Origin of the sequence: Nocardia abscessus (assembly GCF_015477775.1) — a bacterium.
Taxonomy (GTDB): domain Bacteria; phylum Actinomycetota; class Actinomycetes; order Mycobacteriales; family Mycobacteriaceae; genus Nocardia; species Nocardia abscessus_A.
In genome coordinates this window covers 67,381-82,731 of sequence record NZ_JADLQO010000021.1, presented here as the reverse complement: position 1 = coordinate 82,731, position 15,351 = coordinate 67,381, and the positions used below count along the sequence as shown (strand labels likewise).

At 64.7% G+C, this 15,351-nt stretch carries 13 protein-coding genes, 4 pseudogenes and 1 other annotated feature; of the genes and pseudogenes, 11 read left to right on the top strand and 6 right to left on the bottom strand.

Annotated features, from left to right (window positions below):
- Positions 1 to 3 precede the first annotated feature (3 nt).
- Complete coding sequence (locus IU450_RS35400; RefSeq protein ID WP_195154066.1) at positions 4 to 2,418, top strand: hypothetical protein; 2,415 nt, start codon at positions 4 to 6, stop codon at positions 2,416 to 2,418.
- Between the two features lie 196 nt (positions 2,419 to 2,614).
- A pseudogene (locus IU450_RS35395) lies at positions 2,615 to 2,959 on the top strand (GDP-mannose 4,6-dehydratase); the annotation flags it as partial.
- Between the two features lie 69 nt (positions 2,960 to 3,028).
- On the opposite strand, the gene IU450_RS35390 reads toward IU450_RS35395, so the two are convergent.
- Complete coding sequence (locus IU450_RS35390) at positions 3,029 to 3,892, bottom strand: DUF1206 domain-containing protein (RefSeq protein WP_195154104.1); 864 nt, start codon at positions 3,890 to 3,892, stop codon at positions 3,029 to 3,031.
- Between the two features lie 991 nt (positions 3,893 to 4,883).
- Between IU450_RS35390 and IU450_RS35385 the strand changes: the two genes are divergently transcribed.
- From IU450_RS35385 to IU450_RS35370, 4 genes are all read left to right on the top strand, one after another.
- Complete coding sequence (locus IU450_RS35385) at positions 4,884 to 5,057, top strand: CsbD family protein (protein ID WP_195154065.1); 174 nt, start codon at positions 4,884 to 4,886, stop codon at positions 5,055 to 5,057.
- A gap of 78 nt (positions 5,058 to 5,135) precedes the next feature.
- The gene (locus tag IU450_RS35380; RefSeq protein ID WP_195154064.1) at positions 5,136 to 5,291 is read left to right on the top strand and encodes a DUF6131 family protein; all 156 of its coding nucleotides are present in this window, start codon (positions 5,136 to 5,138) and stop codon (positions 5,289 to 5,291) included.
- Positions 5,292 to 5,633: 342 nt separating this feature from the next.
- Positions 5,634 to 6,068, top strand: coding sequence for a hypothetical protein (locus IU450_RS35375; RefSeq protein ID WP_228835579.1), 435 nt, complete (start codon positions 5,634 to 5,636; stop codon positions 6,066 to 6,068).
- A 680-nt stretch (positions 6,069 to 6,748) separates the two neighbouring features.
- Positions 6,749 to 7,090: a hypothetical protein gene (locus IU450_RS35370; protein ID WP_195154063.1), complete on the top strand. Its 342-nt coding sequence runs from the start codon at positions 6,749 to 6,751 to the stop codon at positions 7,088 to 7,090.
- Between the two features lie 804 nt (positions 7,091 to 7,894).
- Here IU450_RS35370 and IU450_RS35365 read toward each other — a convergent pair.
- Positions 7,895 to 8,302, bottom strand: coding sequence for a hypothetical protein (locus IU450_RS35365; RefSeq protein WP_195154062.1), 408 nt, complete (start codon positions 8,300 to 8,302; stop codon positions 7,895 to 7,897).
- 25 nt (positions 8,303 to 8,327) lie between these two features.
- Between IU450_RS35365 and IU450_RS35360 the strand changes: the two genes are divergently transcribed.
- From IU450_RS35360 to IU450_RS41095, 5 genes and pseudogenes are all read left to right on the top strand, one after another.
- Complete coding sequence (locus tag IU450_RS35360) at positions 8,328 to 9,305, top strand: class I SAM-dependent methyltransferase (protein ID WP_228835578.1); 978 nt, start codon at positions 8,328 to 8,330, stop codon at positions 9,303 to 9,305.
- Positions 9,229 to 9,513: a hypothetical protein gene (locus tag IU450_RS35355; RefSeq protein ID WP_195154061.1), complete on the top strand. Its 285-nt coding sequence runs from the start codon at positions 9,229 to 9,231 to the stop codon at positions 9,511 to 9,513. The genes IU450_RS35360 and IU450_RS35355 overlap by 77 nt, the downstream gene beginning before the upstream one ends.
- A 31-nt stretch (positions 9,514 to 9,544) precedes the next feature.
- Positions 9,545 to 9,673: a sequence feature (AL1L pseudoknot), on the top strand.
- The gene (locus tag IU450_RS35350; protein WP_195154060.1) at positions 9,581 to 9,949 is read left to right on the top strand and encodes a hypothetical protein; all 369 of its coding nucleotides are present in this window, start codon (positions 9,581 to 9,583) and stop codon (positions 9,947 to 9,949) included. It overlaps the preceding feature by 93 nt.
- Positions 9,870 to 10,211, top strand: a pseudogene (locus IU450_RS41495) (DDE-type integrase/transposase/recombinase); the annotation flags it as partial. The gene IU450_RS35350 and the pseudogene IU450_RS41495, both read left to right, overlap by 80 nt.
- 211 nt (positions 10,212 to 10,422) lie before the next feature.
- Entirely contained in the window at positions 10,423 to 10,680 is a 258-nt protein-coding gene (locus IU450_RS41095) for a WGxxGxxG family protein (RefSeq protein ID WP_324197941.1), read from the top strand.
- 222 nt (positions 10,681 to 10,902) lie between these two features.
- On the opposite strand, the gene IU450_RS41490 is transcribed toward IU450_RS41095, so the two are convergent.
- The 4 genes and pseudogenes from IU450_RS41490 to abc-f form a co-directional block, all read right to left on the bottom strand.
- Entirely contained in the window at positions 10,903 to 11,871 is a 969-nt protein-coding gene (locus IU450_RS41490; protein ID WP_416382935.1) for an LLM class flavin-dependent oxidoreductase, read from the bottom strand.
- A pseudogene (locus IU450_RS41485) lies at positions 11,848 to 13,017 on the bottom strand (macrolide family glycosyltransferase); the annotation flags it as partial. The pseudogene IU450_RS41485 and the gene IU450_RS41490, both read right to left, overlap by 24 nt.
- Positions 13,014 to 13,622, bottom strand: coding sequence for a CatB-related O-acetyltransferase (locus IU450_RS35335; RefSeq protein ID WP_195154103.1), 609 nt, complete (start codon positions 13,620 to 13,622; stop codon positions 13,014 to 13,016). The gene IU450_RS35335 and the pseudogene IU450_RS41485, both read right to left, overlap by 4 nt.
- 94 nt (positions 13,623 to 13,716) lie before the next feature.
- Positions 13,717 to 15,323: pseudogene (abc-f, locus tag IU450_RS35330) on the bottom strand (ribosomal protection-like ABC-F family protein).
- Positions 15,324 to 15,351 lie beyond the last annotated feature (28 nt).

Here is a 15,351-nt window from a genome sequence, read left to right as displayed (position 1 = left end):
GCCATGAAAGTCATTGCGGCACAGTCCTACGATTGGCGCACGCTCTACGGTGAGATCGAACAGCAGGGCAACGTGCCCTGCGCCTCGGCCACCGTGATCGACGCCACCCACGCGGTGTTCCGGGCCATGTACCTCGACCTGGGCGAGGTACAGACCACGTTGCACAACTCGGGTTTCGATCCTGTGCTGGTGACGCTGGTAGCCGACGTCGTGAACGTGCCCGCCGGGATCTCATGGCGGCTCCAGGAAACTGTTCTGTGGATCCAGGCGCGACGGCTGCAGAGCGACGAGCCGTTCACCGTGACCCTCGACTACCGAAACGACCACGGTGCTCGATTCGTGCTTTTCTGCGACGAGCTGGCAGGCAGCGTGCAGGGTCAGGCCGTGCTCGCCCCTCAGCAGACGATCGCTCTACCCGTCATCGACGCTCCACCGCCGTCCGGCGGCGTGCTGATCAAGTATGTCGAGGGCAGTGGCCCGGTCCAAAGCCCTCTGGACCGGGCCCAGGGGGTCGCGGCCCTGTCAGCCCCGGACTACTTCCAACAGGCGCTGCGCACCGAGTTCCTGTTCGCCTCACTGCTCTACGACACCCATCCGGACCTGGCGCTACGCCAACTGACATGGCTGAAGAACTGGTCGGGCTATAACGTCGAGCTACTGGGCGTGCTCCTGCGCAGCTCGTCGCTGCTGACGCTGCTCACCGCGCAGATGAACGCCGAATCCGATGGAACGGTCTTCGTCCCGTATCTGAGCCGGCAGGTCTACACCGAGCTCGCGAAGGCTTTCGTCGCCGAAGCCAAACAGTACGAGGCCGACTACCAGGCCCTCAGCACCCAGACGGTCGTCACCGACAACTTCATCCAGCTCGCCAAGAACCTGCTGGCGAACAAGACCTACGAAACGCAGTACACCACTCAACTACTGGCCCAGGCGAAAAACAACTTCGACAACGCCAGCGCCGCGGTCACCGCCGCACAGCAACGGCTGACGGCGGCCCAAGACACTGCCCAGGAGACCCAGATCGACTTCGAGCAGATCGGCGTACCCGAATGGAAGAATCAACAGATCCGCAAGGCGATCATCGACCTCAGCACCGCGGTCATCACCTTCGGCGTCGGTATCGGCGCCATGTTCGTCGGTGACCCCGCCGCAGGCGCCGCCGCCGCGGGCAGCGCGATCAAGGGAGCGGAGGCGGTGGAAGCCGCCGCCCAGGCCGGCAGTGACATCGCGAACCTGGCCGCGAGCCTCAAAAACTGCATGGACCAGCTCAAAAAGATCGCGGAGGCACTGAAAAAGGTATACGACCTGTCGAAGGAGATCATCGACGCCGTCGAGAACTTCCACAACGCCGAGGAATACGCCGCCAAGCTGAAAGACATGAACCTCGACACCGGCGGGGCGGATCTCACCGCGACCTACCAGTGGCGGATCTACCAGCAGAACACCGACGCCATGCTCGCCGACCCGATCCAGAAAGGCATCCGCTACGCACGCGAGCTCAAACTAGCCGTCGACGCCGTCGCCATCCACGGGCAGGAATTGGCCGCCGCTCAAGCGGCCGCGGTCGCGGCCGGTCAGCAGTACGCCGCGGTCAGCCTGCAAAAACAATTGGCCGAACAGGAACAGCAGCAACTGCAGCAGTACTTGGACTCCCTGGTCCACGGCAAGGCGCCCCTCGCAGCGCTGATGCAGCAGCTGTACCTGCGCTACCTCGACACCAAGAGCTCGCTGTTCACCGCCCTACAGGGCTACCGCGCGTCGTACTTCTACTGGGCACTGGCACCCTCGGTAGTGCGCCCACGCATCCTCGACAACATCGGCGAACTCGACGCCGGACTGACGAACCTGACAAGCATCACCATGGACTCCGCGACGGCCCTGGAACACTTCTCGCCGCCGCCGCAGATCCTGGCCGACAAGAGATACACCATCGACAGCACAAACGCCCCCGACGTTCTCACCCAATTCAAGAAATCAGGGACCGCCCGCTTCGTGGTACCGCTGGACACCGACGAGTTCGCCGGTTTCGGCCGAGTCCGGCTCAACCGCGTGCGCGTATGGGTGGAAAACGCGACACCGCGCAACGGCGCCTCGGTCAACCTGCAGATCAGCACCCAGGGCAACTACCTCGACCGCTACCGGCGAAATACCTACCAGTTCACCTCCAAACCGCTGGACCTCGACTTCGAATACCGGGTGTCTCCCAAGAAAAACGGACCGCCCGACTGGACCTTCGACGACGGCGCCTACGGCTACGTCGAAGTCGACGGCGCTCTCGACCACGAAGTGAGCTACGCCTACTTCGAACCAACCCCATTCGCCGGATGGAACATCATGATCGACCCGTCAACAATCGACCTAACAAACGCCACCTCGATCACCATGCAGTTCTCCGGCTCGATAATCCACGACGCCTGACGAACCATGACAACCCTGCGTTACATGGGCCTTCGAGGATCTGCGGGTCGAACGACGAGTTCGTGTCCCTGGGCACTTCGATCTCGACCGGACCGATCTCGGTCAGTACGGGACTGTGGATTTAAGGGTGTTTCCGGCCTGATTCGCTGACTGGATGGTCAGCGGGAAGGTGCCGTGATGACGACACAGCTTCTATCAAGCAGGCAACTTCCTGACCACCAACGTGTCGGGCACGCAGGTGCTGCTGGAGGCCGCGATGCGGCACGAGATCGGCAAGTTCGTGCACGTCTCCACCGATGAGGTGTACGGGCCGCTGGCCTCCGGTGCCACGAGCGAGCAGTACCCGCTGCAGCCGACAGTCCCCTATGCCGCGTCGAAGGCGGCGTCGGACCTGGTAGCGATGTCGTACTTCCGCACCTTCGGTGTCCCGGTGTGTATCACTCGCTCCAGCAACAACTTCGGTCCGGGCCAGCACTCGGAAAAGATTATTTCGCTGTTCATCAACCGCCTGCTCGAGGGCGATTCCCAACGAAGAAGGTGAGCACCAAACCCGGCGGGAGTCACCACTGGTCAAGCCATTGTCGTTGTTTTTCGCAAGATTGCTCCGGGACTACATCTTGGTGTATCGGGCCATGGCGAAGCTGTAGAGGCCGTAGGTGATGATGCCCAGGCCGGCCGCGATGAGGAGCGCTGCTCCGTAGGGTTGGGCCCCGAGAGTCTTGAAGGCGCCGTCGAGGCCTGCGGCTTTGTCGGGCTCGGATTGGTTGACGGCGAGTATTACCAGCAATCCGATGGCGGCGATGGCCAGCCCCTTCGCGATGTATCCGACCGTGCCCAGCCGTCGTACCAGGTCACTGGTGGTGCCTTTGAGGTCTCGGAGGAAGTTCTGGCTGGCTCCTTTGTAGATGTGGTAGCCGCCGATCGCGATGATGATCAGCGCGCCTGCGATGAGGGCGATCGTGCCGGCGGTGGTTTGCATCATGCGGGCGGTGATTCCTGCGCTCTGGCCGCTGCTGGACTTGCCGCTGCCGCGGGCAAATCCGAACGCGGAGAATGCGAATGCGAAGTAGACCACTGCCAGTGAGAACGCCTTGACGCGATCGATCATTTCGGATTTCTTGTTATCGGCTTGGGGTTTGGACGCGCTGCCGAGTGCGGCTTCGGCGAGCCGCCACAGCGCCATCAGTACGAACGTGACGACGCCCACCCACAGGGCGAGGACGCCGCCGGGCTTGGAGGCGAGTTCGGTCATGGCTCCGGATTGGTCGGCGGTGCCGGTTGCGCCGCCGAGGGCGATCCGGATGGCGATGTAGCCGATGATCAGGTGCACGATGCCACTGACAACGAAGCCGGCGCGGGCGAAGCGTTCGAAGATGCTGTTCTGGGCCACTCGGCCCGCTATCGAGGACGAGTTGCCAGACGATGCCGACGGCGATGCGCCGGCCGACGTTGAGGACGGATTGTTGTCAGGCATGGTGCTCGCCCCGTATCCGTGGTGGTGAAAAGCTCCGCCGGGGGTGCGCAGCACGGTCCCGAGGCTGGCTACTGTCGGGCCGGGGCCGTTATCCCGAGAACCCACCCGATGGCGGGGGTTGTCGAAGGGTCCGAAAGGTGTCCGTTGCGCGGCTGTGCCGTGCTGTCATCCTAGCCCCGCCTTCCCTGCTGGCGGTAGATACGGGGCCGGGTCGGCTCGGGTGTCTGATCGCTCATTTTCCCAGTTCGGGGATGTGTCAGCTTTCGAAGCCGCCTTCGGTGATTCCTCGAAGTCGTGTCCAGTGCATCCCTGCTTCGGTGCGGAGTTGGCGCTCACGTCGGTGCGAATCGGGCGACCATAAAGTGTAGCTCTACGTTTGTTGACTCAGTGGGTGTGCGGTGGTTGAGTGAGTAATACAGCGTGGATCTGGTGGGTAGCGCAATGGTCGTCATCATCGGATTGGTCGTTCTGGTCGCGGCCGTCATGGTCGGGTTCGCGGGGGTGTTGGCCAACGGGAGTGTCAACTACGCATCGACCGACAATTTCGCCGTGTTCGGCCACCACGTGACCGGCTCGACCGGCCTGTTGTTTCTCTACGGCATCGCGGTCGGACTGGTCGGGCTGAGTTTGCTGTTGGCGGGTGCTCGGCGCACCGCTCGCCGCGACCGCACCGCGCGCGGCCAACTCGAGGTATCGCGCCGCGAGACCACCGCGGTGAGCCGGGACCGCCGACCTCGCCGACCGGCAGCGCCACCTAGACGAGCAACGGCGGCGCGCCACTGCATCCCCCGCCCCCGACGACACTCGAGATACCCGAAATACCGGAGCCGACGGTGCTGCGCGTCGCGACCGAGTCCACCTTTCCGGATTACGCAACCGATCCAGGGACCGCCACGCCGCCGGCAACCCGCACTCGGGGCGCGGCTGACGCCACCCGGAATAGATGTTCGCCGCATCCGCGACAACAGCACACGCGAAAGGGACCACCATCATGAGCATAAGTAAGAAGATCGCGCACAAGGCCGAAGCCGCCAAGGGCGTCGCCAAGAAACTGGTCGGCCGGGGCACCGGCAACACTCGCCTGCGGACCGAGGGTCGTATCGGTCAGGCCAAGGGCGATACCAAGCAGGCCGGAGCAAAGATGAAGGACGCCTTCAAACACTGATTCCCACGCAACCAACGGGGTGGCTCACCGCACAGCCCCGCGCCCCCGTCACTCTCCCACCGAAACCAGGTATCGACCATGATCATTCTCGGAATCATTCTTCTCGTCGTCGGTTTCTTGCTGAAAATCCAGATCCTCTGGGTCATTGGGATCGTGGTCCTCATCATCGGTCTGGTGCTCCTGGCCTTGGGGTCGATGGGCCGCGCCGTCGGCGGGCGACGCCACTACTTCTGACGCCCGGTCTTGGTTCATCCGCCGACTCCAGGAGGCGAGTGATGCGGTGGCTGACACTGCTGGTGCTGGTATGGCTGATCATCGGCGCGATCGCCGCCGCGGCAACGTGGATACATCTCCCACGCCGAACAGAACTGCGCGGGGGTCGGGACCATCGTGGTGACCGTGTTGGCGGGGCCACTGAACTAAGCCGGGGTCGATCCCAAGGTGACCAACTGCCATGTGCCCCAACCCAGCCGCTGACAACATCGGTGCCCGGGCACGCGGTCGCGATCGACCGACCTCATTCCCGGCACCGGTGCCAACCACATGGGACCACGCTCAACCTTTGAGGAGACCGACATGACCACCACCGCGATCGTCGTCATCGTTGTTGTCGTGATTGCGGCAATTCTGATCGTCGCAGCGCTCACCTGGCTGGTCTTGAACAAACGTAAGGAACACCGCCGCGTCGAAGCCGCGGGCATCCGCGAGAAGGCAACCGAACAGTCCCACGAGGTCGGCCAGCGTGAAGCGCTCGCCGACGAGAGCGCGGCCAAGGCCCGAGCAGCTCGGGCCGAGGCCGATGTCAGGGCAGCGCAGGCGGCGGGCCTGCAAGAACAAGCAGCGGCTCATCGCGGCGAAGCCGTCACCTCCCGCGACGAGCTGGAGCAGGAGTTCGAACGCGCGGACAAGATCGACCCGGACTCCCAGACACGCGACACGCGAGAAGAATCCGAACCCCGCCAGACGCCGTCACGCGAAGCGTCCACGCGCGACCGAACCGATCATCGATGACCCTTCCCGGGGAAGGGGCGCTTTCACTGCTGCTGTTCCCTTCGCGGGAAGTTTGTTGCCGACCGCGTGATCCCACACCGGCATCGTCTCGCCGGAGTACACCTCGTTCTCGGCGTCGAACCGTGGCCACCACACCTGGTGATAGGTCGCCGCGGTCACCATCTACGCCTTGTTCGGTAGTGCGCAGCCCTCACCCCCGGTCCCCCACGGAACCGACGCCTACCTCCGATGAGACGAAGGCCGTGTCCAGTTGAAGTCCCAGATGTCACCGGCCAGCACGACGCGGCTACCCGCCACCCGGCGCGGGATCCCGCCGGACCCCGCCATCGCCCATGTCTGGTTAGGGCGTACCCAGTTGGGCAGCAGCATCGACCGGAACAGATCCGGCAGGTCCGCGCCATCCTCACCCGGCCGGAGGAAATCGTTTCCTCGGTCGCTTGGTTACCGGCAGTGTCGCGATCTACAAGACGTGCCCGAACTGGTCCCGGGGGGTGACTGGCCGCCGACGGGTCGCTTCCACCCGTCGGCGAGCCCGACGCGGTCCGTGGGTTCCGAGAAAAGATCATCCGAAACGAGTGAATCGACGACTGGCCTGCGGTTGGGAGCCTGGTGTGGTCATCGATTCGACGAACTGAACCGTCGATCCTCTGCACGCCGAACGCACCGACTGAAGGAGTCACATGAGCGGCAAGACCATGCAGACCAAGCAGGAGACCAAGCCTTCGTCTGCAATGACCCAGAAGGCAGATGGACGCAGCTGGTCCGGTTGGTACAAGCTTTACAACGACACCGATGACCACGTCTCGGTCGTCCGCCGAAACGACTCTTGGACGGTCATGGAACAGTTCGTATTGGCCCCCGGCGCCACCAGCGACCAGTACGAGGACGCGGAGGTCGTGCGCCTTCGATGGGCCGAGTCCGGCGCGTCGACAATGATCACCTGGAATCCAGACATGACCATCCACTACAACGCCGGCGGCACCATGACCCCGAACCAAGTGAACAACGTAAGTTCCCTCTAGACAGGTGGCGTGAATCGAAGTGGCACAGTGCGAGTCGGCTTGTGCACCGTGCCGCTTCGATTCTTTGGGATTCCGGACTGGTGAGATCGCGTATTCAACTGTCCAGAACCCGGTTCATATAGGCGGGGTCGGGCACAATCGGCCAGGTACAGCCAATGTCCTCTCCTATGTGGTAGCTCGATCGCCCATCGCGCAGCAGGTGCGTGTGGACGTATCGGCTCATGCCCCCGGCATTTGGTTGTGTCCGCCGGTAGAAGTCTTCGCCTGTGTGTACCTCGTTAGCTGCGGACCTGATTCGAATCTGATTCCATTGCAATGTCGGCACATTCGTCGTTGTCAGCAAACGTTTGCCGACACCGGTAGGCCTGTCCGGGAAGCGCCAGGAGGCGAATGCCTGAACCCGTGCCGGAAATAGACCTCGAAAATGTCTGAGCTGCGGCAATTTGCGACATTGGTTGATCGGCTACGGGCCGGGCCTCGACCGCCGACCAGAACCCCGTCCACCAGATCGACACGCTGCGCCGGCTGGCGCGGAAGTCGTCGGCCCCGTGGGGCGGAATGCCCGCCTCGCCGAACCCGTCGGCGCGCGCACTGGAACAGGCCCTCGCCGCGTAATGGCCTCCATCACCACACGTAGTCGCTTGGGTGATAGACGAACACCGCCCGGTGCCGTGGTGGTTGCGCCCACCGGGTCGATGTCGATGTAGTCCTCGGGGCCGTGCAGTCGGCGGGTGCGCATATCGGCGCAGTAGCGTTATATAGGTCTGGGGCGGGGATTTGCCCGAGGTGATGAGCGATGCGGTATCAGCGTGCGCCGCTGAATCCGCTGATGAGGTGTTTGGACGGACCCGCGGGATTGTCCCCTCGATCGAACCAGCCCGTGGCCGGCCAGTTCGGATGAGACCCGAGAAGAACGTGCGCGGCAGACGGTGTTATGCCGATGACAAATATGGACTCGGGAAGCCAACCATCCGAGGTGTCGATCATCTTCATGTGGATGCGCAGATTCGCGTGGTCAATGTTCGCTCCGGATACGTCGAACCTGTAGCTGTCGGTTCGGCCTCGTGCTCTCTCGTCGTGTGGGAGCTCGGGGAAGCGTAGGACGAGATCTTCCCCCGGCCGTTCGATTTGGAGGTCGAAGTTCGCGTCCGTGTCAGCGGTCCGTTCGTTCTTCGTTGTGTGGACGACGAATATGGTGTTGACCTGAACCATCACTGTCTTCCTTTCATGTGGGGCTATGCAGTCGCCCACTAGCGTTCTTGGGCCTTTCCCGGTTGGCGCGAGTACCCAGCTACTCGTTTTCGAAGAGAACCGAGGTCGTGTACTCCCGGCTGATCCGGACCGGGCAAACGCCTACGACAGCATCGCCGAGGGATACACCGCAGAAAACGAGACCAGCCTGCTCAAGGCCCACTACGAGCGGCCCGCGATGCTCGAACTCGCTGGAGACGTGACCGGGCGGCGGATCCACGACGCCGAATGCGGCTCAGGCCCACTATTCGCCGACCTACGAGATCGCGGCGCGGTCGTGACCGGGATCGACGCGAGCGCCGGAATGCTGGACCAAGCCCGGCTGCGCCTCGGCGACGACGCGGACCTGCAGGTCGCCGATCTGGCCGACACGCTGCCCTTTGCCGACGACACGTTCGATGACGTCGTCGCGTCCCTGGTGCTGCATTACTTACAGGACTGGGGACCGACACTGGCCGAACTGCGACGGGGGCTGGCCCCCGGCGGCCGACTCATCGCCTCGGTCGAGCATCCCTTCGCCACCTTCCTCCATCAGCGCTTGACCAGGGAGGAGACCAACTATTTCCAGACCCGTCACCGCATCGCGGAATGGACCATGGGTGGGCAGACCGCCCGGCTCAGCTTCTGGGACCGGCCCTTGCACGCGATGATCGACGCCTTCACCGCGGCCGGTTTCCGCATCAGCGTCATCAGCGAAGCACCTGCCCTGCCCTCCGCCCAAGATCTGGCCCCCCGAAGTATTCGACGAGACCACCGGCATGAGGTTCTTGTGCTTCCTGTTCTTCGTCCTGCATGCCGACTGACGACCGCGCCGCGCCGGTGTCACAAACGTGATGGCCTCAAAATGAACCGTCACGGGTGGGGCGCCGCTTCCTTTCTTGAGGAAGATGGTCATCATGCCGAAGCGTTACCCGCCCGAGGTACGGGAGAAGTTCCTGCGTCTGGCTCTCGATTACCTCGATGAGTATCCGTCCACGTATGCCGCGGCTCAGGCGATGTATGCCGCGGCTCAGGCGATCGGCCCGATGGCCGACGGGCATCCTGAGACGCTGCGGGTGTGGATCGTCAAGGCGCAGGCTGAGCCGGGCTGGCGCCAGCCGACCACTGCGGAAGGATCGTCGACGGCGGAGCGGGCAGAACTGGATCAGCTGCGTAGGAGAATCGAGATCTGAAGCAGGCCAACGAGGTTTTGAAGTTGGCATCGGCTTTCTTCGCGCGGGAACTCGACCCGCGACACCGTTGATCTTCGGGTTCATCGATGAGTATCGCAAGGTCTATGGCGTCGAGTCGTCTGCCGTGCGCTGGCCGCGCATGGGGGTGCAGATCGCGCCACGGAGCAATCGCAAGGCCCAGGGGCGGCCACCATCGGGCCGCGATATCGCCGACGCCTGCCTGGAGAACTCGCTGCGTGATCTGCAAGGCAAGCCGGAAGAAATGTATGGCCGCCGGAAGATGACCCGATATCTGCGCTGGCAAGGCCACGAGGTGGCGTTCTGCACGGTTGACCGGGTCACGTGCGAGTTGGAGCATGAACCGCGCTGTGCGAGGTCGAAGACGTCGCACCACAATCCCCAGCAAGGACGGTGTGCGGGCCGGTCACAAGCTTGACCGGGATTTCACCGCAGACGCCCCGGATCGGGTCTGGGTCGCGGACTTCTCGTATGTGTCGACCTGGTCGGGATGGGCATATGTGGTATTTGTATTCGACGCCTACTCCAGGGCGATCGTGGGCTGGACCGCGTCCGGTTCGACCACGACCGCGCTGGTATCCAAGGCGCTCAACATGGCGGTCTGGCGACGCCATCGTCACGGGCACCCGATCGAGCCCAGGCTGATTCATCATTCCGATGCCGGCAGTCGATACACATCTACGAGAGCGCCTACTACGCTCGGCAACCACCACGCCGACCGGCGCGGGTCTGAAACCGAAGCCGGTCCCGAACCCGTGACGGTTCAGGCATCAGCAGTTCCGCCGCGCACTCATCGGCCTGTTGTTCCATGCCTGCCCCGGAAACGATCATGTCGTGTTTCCGATCTTTCCCGCCGGGTACCGCCGGGGGGTCAACGAGCGAAAGGGAGTGATGCATATGCGCAAGACCATCGCGATCCCCTTGACAGCCCTGATCCTCACATTCGGCGGAGTCGGAATAGTCGAAGCGACCCCTGCTGCTGCGACCACACAGACAGCCCAAGAAACCCGCGTCGACGACGACCACAGTGACAAGACCGGCCTGTGGGGCCTACTCGGTCTCCTCGGCCTCGCCGGCCTCGCCGGACTCGCTCGCCGCAGAGACAACCGCACAAGCCCCACCACCGGAACCCGCCCTCGCCAGCCCTGAGGCAGTAATCGGCCAAGGATCCCTGTCACGCGATAGGGGTTCCTTGGCCGGAACCTGCCAGCGCAACGAGCCAGCGGACTTTCGAATCCGTCTCTCCGGCTCCGCGCGAACCCACGCTCCCACCTACGGTGAGAATCGCAGCCGACGAGGTGCTCGCCGCCTCCCCTGCCCAGTCGCTGCTGATCCACATCAAGAGCGACGACCGTCATCGCCGCCGATCGCTCAATTCTCCATTTCTGCCCTGACCGCGGCCAGCGCATGCCAGGCGATCTCGGGGTGTTCGGTCTCGGCCGGGTCGCCCGCGAACGGGTCGAGCACGATGGTGTGCGCGCCGAGTAGGCGCAGCTCGGCGAGGTCGGCGAGGATCTGGTCGATCGATCCTTCGCCGGCGTGGCGGGTCTCGTCCGGCAGCGGCTCACGGGTGCACCGGAGCAGGATCCGCGGCACGAAGTCCGGGACCGGTCGGCCCTGCTCGTCGGCGGTCCGCCGGAGGCGCTCGACGGCGTCGCGCATCCACGGCATCGACTGACGCAGGGGGTGCCAGGCTGCACCGTACCGGATCGCGCGGCGCTGGGCGGCATCGGTGAGGCCGCCGACCCAGATCGGGATGTCGCAGGCCCCGTAATCGTCGGTGTTCTGCCAGGCGGCGGTGAGGACGTCCAGCAGCTCGTCGGTCTGTTTACCGCGGCGGCGGAAGTCCAGCCCAAGGGCATCGAACTCCTGCTGCGCCCAGCCGACCCCGACGCCGAGCACGAACCGTCCCCTGCTGAGCTGGTGCAGGTTGGCCGCCATCCGGGCGACCAGCAGCGGATGCCGGTACGGTGCGATCAGCACGGTGGTACCGAGCTTGATCGTGCCGGTCTGGCCGGCCAGCCAGCTGAGCATCGTGAACGGTTCGTAGAACGGCGCCGGGTACTGCGCAGCCACGTCGGGCGTGATTGTGACATGATCCGACGTCAACAGCAGGTCGTAGCCGAGACCTTCGACCGTACGAGCCCACGCGAGCAGCCGGTCGGGGGTCACGCCTGGACCGAAGTTGGGAACATTCACACCGAGTTGCACGCCTGTCAGGCTATCCAGGCCGATGGCCGATTCTGAACAGGACCCTCGCGGAAAACGCTGCCGTGCCGGGGAATCCCCAGTACTCGACCGGAAAACCGAGATGTATTCGATGAGGTCGGCGGCCCTCATGGTGCCACCTTCGGCTCTGGCGGCGGCGCGCAGCTGCGCTGAGCGGCGCGCCACTTCCGGATCGGTGACCAGGTCGTTCAGAGCCTCCCGTAGGTTCTGGGCGGTGGCTTCCTGGGTGTCGATGCGGCGGGCCACACCCAGTTCGACGAGCCGGTCCGCGTTCATGAACTGCTCGGCGGCCTGCGGCACGGCGATCATCGGGACACCGGTCAACAGTCCTTCCCCGCACCCGCCCATACCGGCGTGGGTGACGAAGGCATCCGCCTGCTCCAGGATCGCACGCTGGGGGACCCAGGAGTGCACTTCGATATTGGAGGGGATGACGCCGAGTTCCTGTAAGTCGGTGTGCTTCCCGATTTGCAGTACAACGTGCCAGCCGGGCAGGTTGCCGTAGGCCCGCAGGCACTGGCGATAGAACTCCGGCTGGCGGGTGTAGGCCGAGCCCAGGGAGATCAGCAGAACCTTCTCCGCATCGGCGGGGCGGATCCAAGTCTCGTCTTCCTTACGGGTGTCGAAGCAGGGGCCGACGAATGTCACTGTGCCGGTGTCGACTCGGTCGGCCTGCGGTTGCATCGCCCGGGGTATCAACGCAAGGGCACGGTCGGGCAAGCCGGAGAAGACATCGACATCGGTGGTGGCCGCGCCGCAGTCGGCAAGCCACTGCGCGAACTTCGCCCGGTAGGCGTCGGCGCCCGGCAGTTGCCGGAGTTGTGCTGCCACATCTCTTTCGTAGCCTTTCCATGCCACGAACGTGGGCGACAGTTGAACCAGCGGGCGGCTCTGCGCCTCGGCGAGGGCCCTTGCGGCGTAGGCGCCGATGTCGTAGAGGTAGAGATCCGCGGGGTCGTGCTCGTAGGCCGCGCGCAGTTGCGGGAGCGCTTGAACGGCGTTGTCGAGGAACAGGTCCATCGCGGTGATGGGATCGTCGGGCCAGTTGTTGTCGGCGACCGGCAGGGTGGAGGTGCACGGGATCAGGTCGGCGCCGGTGTCGGTGATCAGGTCGGCTACGGCAGGGTCATTGGCATAGGTCACGCGATGGCCACGAGCCACCAGCTCACGGATGATCCCCAGGCTCGGCAGCACATGGCTGACGATGGGGACGCCGACCATCGCGATATGGGCAGGGCGAGAGGGCATTTCACTCATTTCAGATCGCCGGCGGCGGCTTCGAGGTCGGCGATGCTGCCCGACATGATCGTCCGCACGTGTTCGGTGATGTGTTCCACGGGCCAGTCCCACCACGCCACCGCCAGCAGCCGGGCGATGTCCTCGTCGTTGTAGCGGGTTCGGATGAGGCGGGCGGGGTTGCCGCCGACGATGCCGTAGTCGGGTACGTCGTTGGTCACCACGGAGCCGGTGCTGATGATCGCGCCGTGCCCGATCCGCACGCCGGGCATCACTGTCGCGCCGTTGCCGAGCCAGGCGTCGTTGCCGACGACGGTGTCCCCTCGGCTCGGTAAGCCGGCGAGCAGGTCGAAGTGGTTCGACCACGAGCCACCCATGATGGGGAAGGGGAAGGTGGAGGGGCCGTCCATGCGGTGGTTGGCGCCGTTCATGATGAACCGCGCTCCGGTGCCCAGGGCGCAGAACTTCCCGATGATCAGCTTCTCCGGCCCGTAGTGGTAGAGCACGTTGCGGGTTTCGAACGCGGTCGGATCGTCCGGATCGTCGTAGTAGGAGAACTCCCCGACCTCGATCAGAGGCGAGGCGACCAGCGACTTCAGCAGCACCACTCGCGGCTGTCCCGGCATGGGGTGCAGCACGGTCGGGTCGGCGGGAATTGGATCGGGACTGTCGGGCACGGCGAAACCCCTTCGGTGCGTGGGCGATCGGGTGACGGCGAGGTCAGACGGATGCCGACGGGCGCAGGTGGAGATGAGCACCGCGCCAGCGGGCGCGCAGCCGGCGGTCGTGGCTGACGATCACGAGCGCGCCACGGTACTCGGCCAGAGCGGTTTCCAACTCTTCGACCAGACCCGGTGACAGATGGTTGGTGGGCTCGTCGGCAGCAGCACATCGACGGACTCGGTGACCAGCCGCGCCAAGGCGAGGCGCTGCCGCTGCCCGGTGGACAGATTCTCGACGCGCGACGTGAGCTGGGCACGGTGGAACAGGCCGAGTGACAGCAATCGTTCGGCGTGCTCGTCGGTTTCTCCGGGGCGACCGCGAGCGAAGGCTGCCAGCAGCGTTTGCCCGGGCTCGGCGGGAGGCGGCTCCTGGGCGAGGTAGCCGACCCTGCCGTAGCGTGTGGCAGTGCCGTTGTCCGGCGCGAGGCGACCTGCCAGTACCCGCAGCAGGGTGGTCTTGCCCGCACCGTTCGGTCCGGTGATCAGCAGCCGGTCACCCGCATGGACCGTGACGCTGGTCCGGTCGAGCCTGCCCGAGACAGCGATGTCGGTGGCGTCGAGCACGGTGCCTTGCACACCGCCGGCCAGCAGGGTGGGAACGAAACGCAACGGTTGCGGCGGCGGTGGCACCGGGTCCGCGAGTAGGCGGCGCAGCCGTTCCTCGGCATTGCGAATCCGGCTGGCCGATGACTGCTGTACCCGCCCGCCAGCCCGGTCGTAGGCCATTTTGTTGTTGTCCTTCATCGCCCGGCCCGGTGCGACGTGGCGGGCACTGGTGGCGGCTACCTCGCGGAGCCGGACGGTGTCGCTCTGCCAGTGCGCGTGCGCCTGCGTCCACCGCTGTCGCGCTGCCGCCTTCTCGGCCAGAAACCCCGAGTAGCCGTTGCCGTAGCGGATGACCCGCCGCCGGTCCGCGTCGACCTCCAGCAGGCTGGTCGCGACCCGCTCGAGGAATGCCCGGTCGTGTGAGACCGTCACCGTCGTGCCGCGGCGGGTACGCAGATGATCTTCCAGCCAGGTCAGGGCGGCCTCATCGAGATGATCGGTCGGCTCGTCCAGCAACAGCACCTCGGTGCCCGCTGCCAGCACCGCGGCCAGGCGCAGCCGGACCTGCTCGCCGCCGGACAGCCCGGCAACCGCGCGGTCGCGGTCCACCAGGCTCAAACCGAGGCCGTGCAGAGCCCGTTCCACCCGAGCGTCGGCGTCGTATCCGCCGCGGAGCTCGAAAATGGTTGTCAGATCATCGTATTCGGCCATCCCGGACTCGTCGCCGTCAGTCATCGCGACCTCGAGGCGGCGCATCCGCTGTTCGATCGCCCGTAGTTCGGTCAGGGCCCGGTCGATGATCTCCTGCGCAGTCAGGTGTGGCGCGAGTTGCTCGTCCTGAGCGAGGTAACCGATGTCGCCGTCGGCTTGGACGACGATTTCGCCATGATCGGGCTGCTCTCGCCCGGCGAACAGGCGCAGCAGGGTGGACTTGCCGGATCCGTTCTCGCCGATGATCCCGGTGCACTCACCCGCGGCGAGCGAACACGTCACCTCATCGAGAACCGGTTTGCCGTCGAAGGACTTGCTGACCGCGAGCGCGGTGATCTGGGTTGGCATATGCACACTCCGAAGCATTCGAGGACGA

What these genes read in the sequence shown, in the direction of transcription:
- IU450_RS35355 (WP_195154061.1), top strand. Translation starts at nt 9,229, where the DNA reads ATGGTCATCATGCCGAAGCGTTACCCGCCCGAGGTACGGGAGAAGTTC.
- IU450_RS41490 (WP_416382935.1), bottom strand. Translation starts at nt 11,871, where the DNA reads ATGAGGGCCGCCGACCTCATCGAATACATCTCGGTTTTCCGGTCGAGT.
- IU450_RS35375 (WP_228835579.1), top strand. Translation starts at nt 5,634, where the DNA reads ATGACCACCACCGCGATCGTCGTCATCGTTGTTGTCGTGATTGCGGCA.
- IU450_RS35335 (WP_195154103.1), bottom strand. Translation starts at nt 13,622, where the DNA reads ATGCCGGGACAGCCGCGAGTGGTGCTGCTGAAGTCGCTGGTCGCCTCG.
- IU450_RS41095 (WP_324197941.1), top strand. Translation starts at nt 10,423, where the DNA reads ATGCATATGCGCAAGACCATCGCGATCCCCTTGACAGCCCTGATCCTC.
- IU450_RS35370 (WP_195154063.1), top strand. Translation starts at nt 6,749, where the DNA reads ATGAGCGGCAAGACCATGCAGACCAAGCAGGAGACCAAGCCTTCGTCT.
- IU450_RS35380 (WP_195154064.1), top strand. Translation starts at nt 5,136, where the DNA reads ATGATCATTCTCGGAATCATTCTTCTCGTCGTCGGTTTCTTGCTGAAA.
- IU450_RS35390 (WP_195154104.1), bottom strand. Translation starts at nt 3,892, where the DNA reads ATGCCTGACAACAATCCGTCCTCAACGTCGGCCGGCGCATCGCCGTCG.
- IU450_RS35365 (WP_195154062.1), bottom strand. Translation starts at nt 8,302, where the DNA reads ATGGTTCAGGTCAACACCATATTCGTCGTCCACACAACGAAGAACGAA.
- IU450_RS35385 (WP_195154065.1), top strand. Translation starts at nt 4,884, where the DNA reads ATGAGCATAAGTAAGAAGATCGCGCACAAGGCCGAAGCCGCCAAGGGC.
- IU450_RS35360 (WP_228835578.1), top strand. Translation starts at nt 8,328, where the DNA reads ATGCAGTCGCCCACTAGCGTTCTTGGGCCTTTCCCGGTTGGCGCGAGT.
- IU450_RS35400 (WP_195154066.1), top strand. Translation starts at nt 4, where the DNA reads ATGAAAGTCATTGCGGCACAGTCCTACGATTGGCGCACGCTCTACGGT.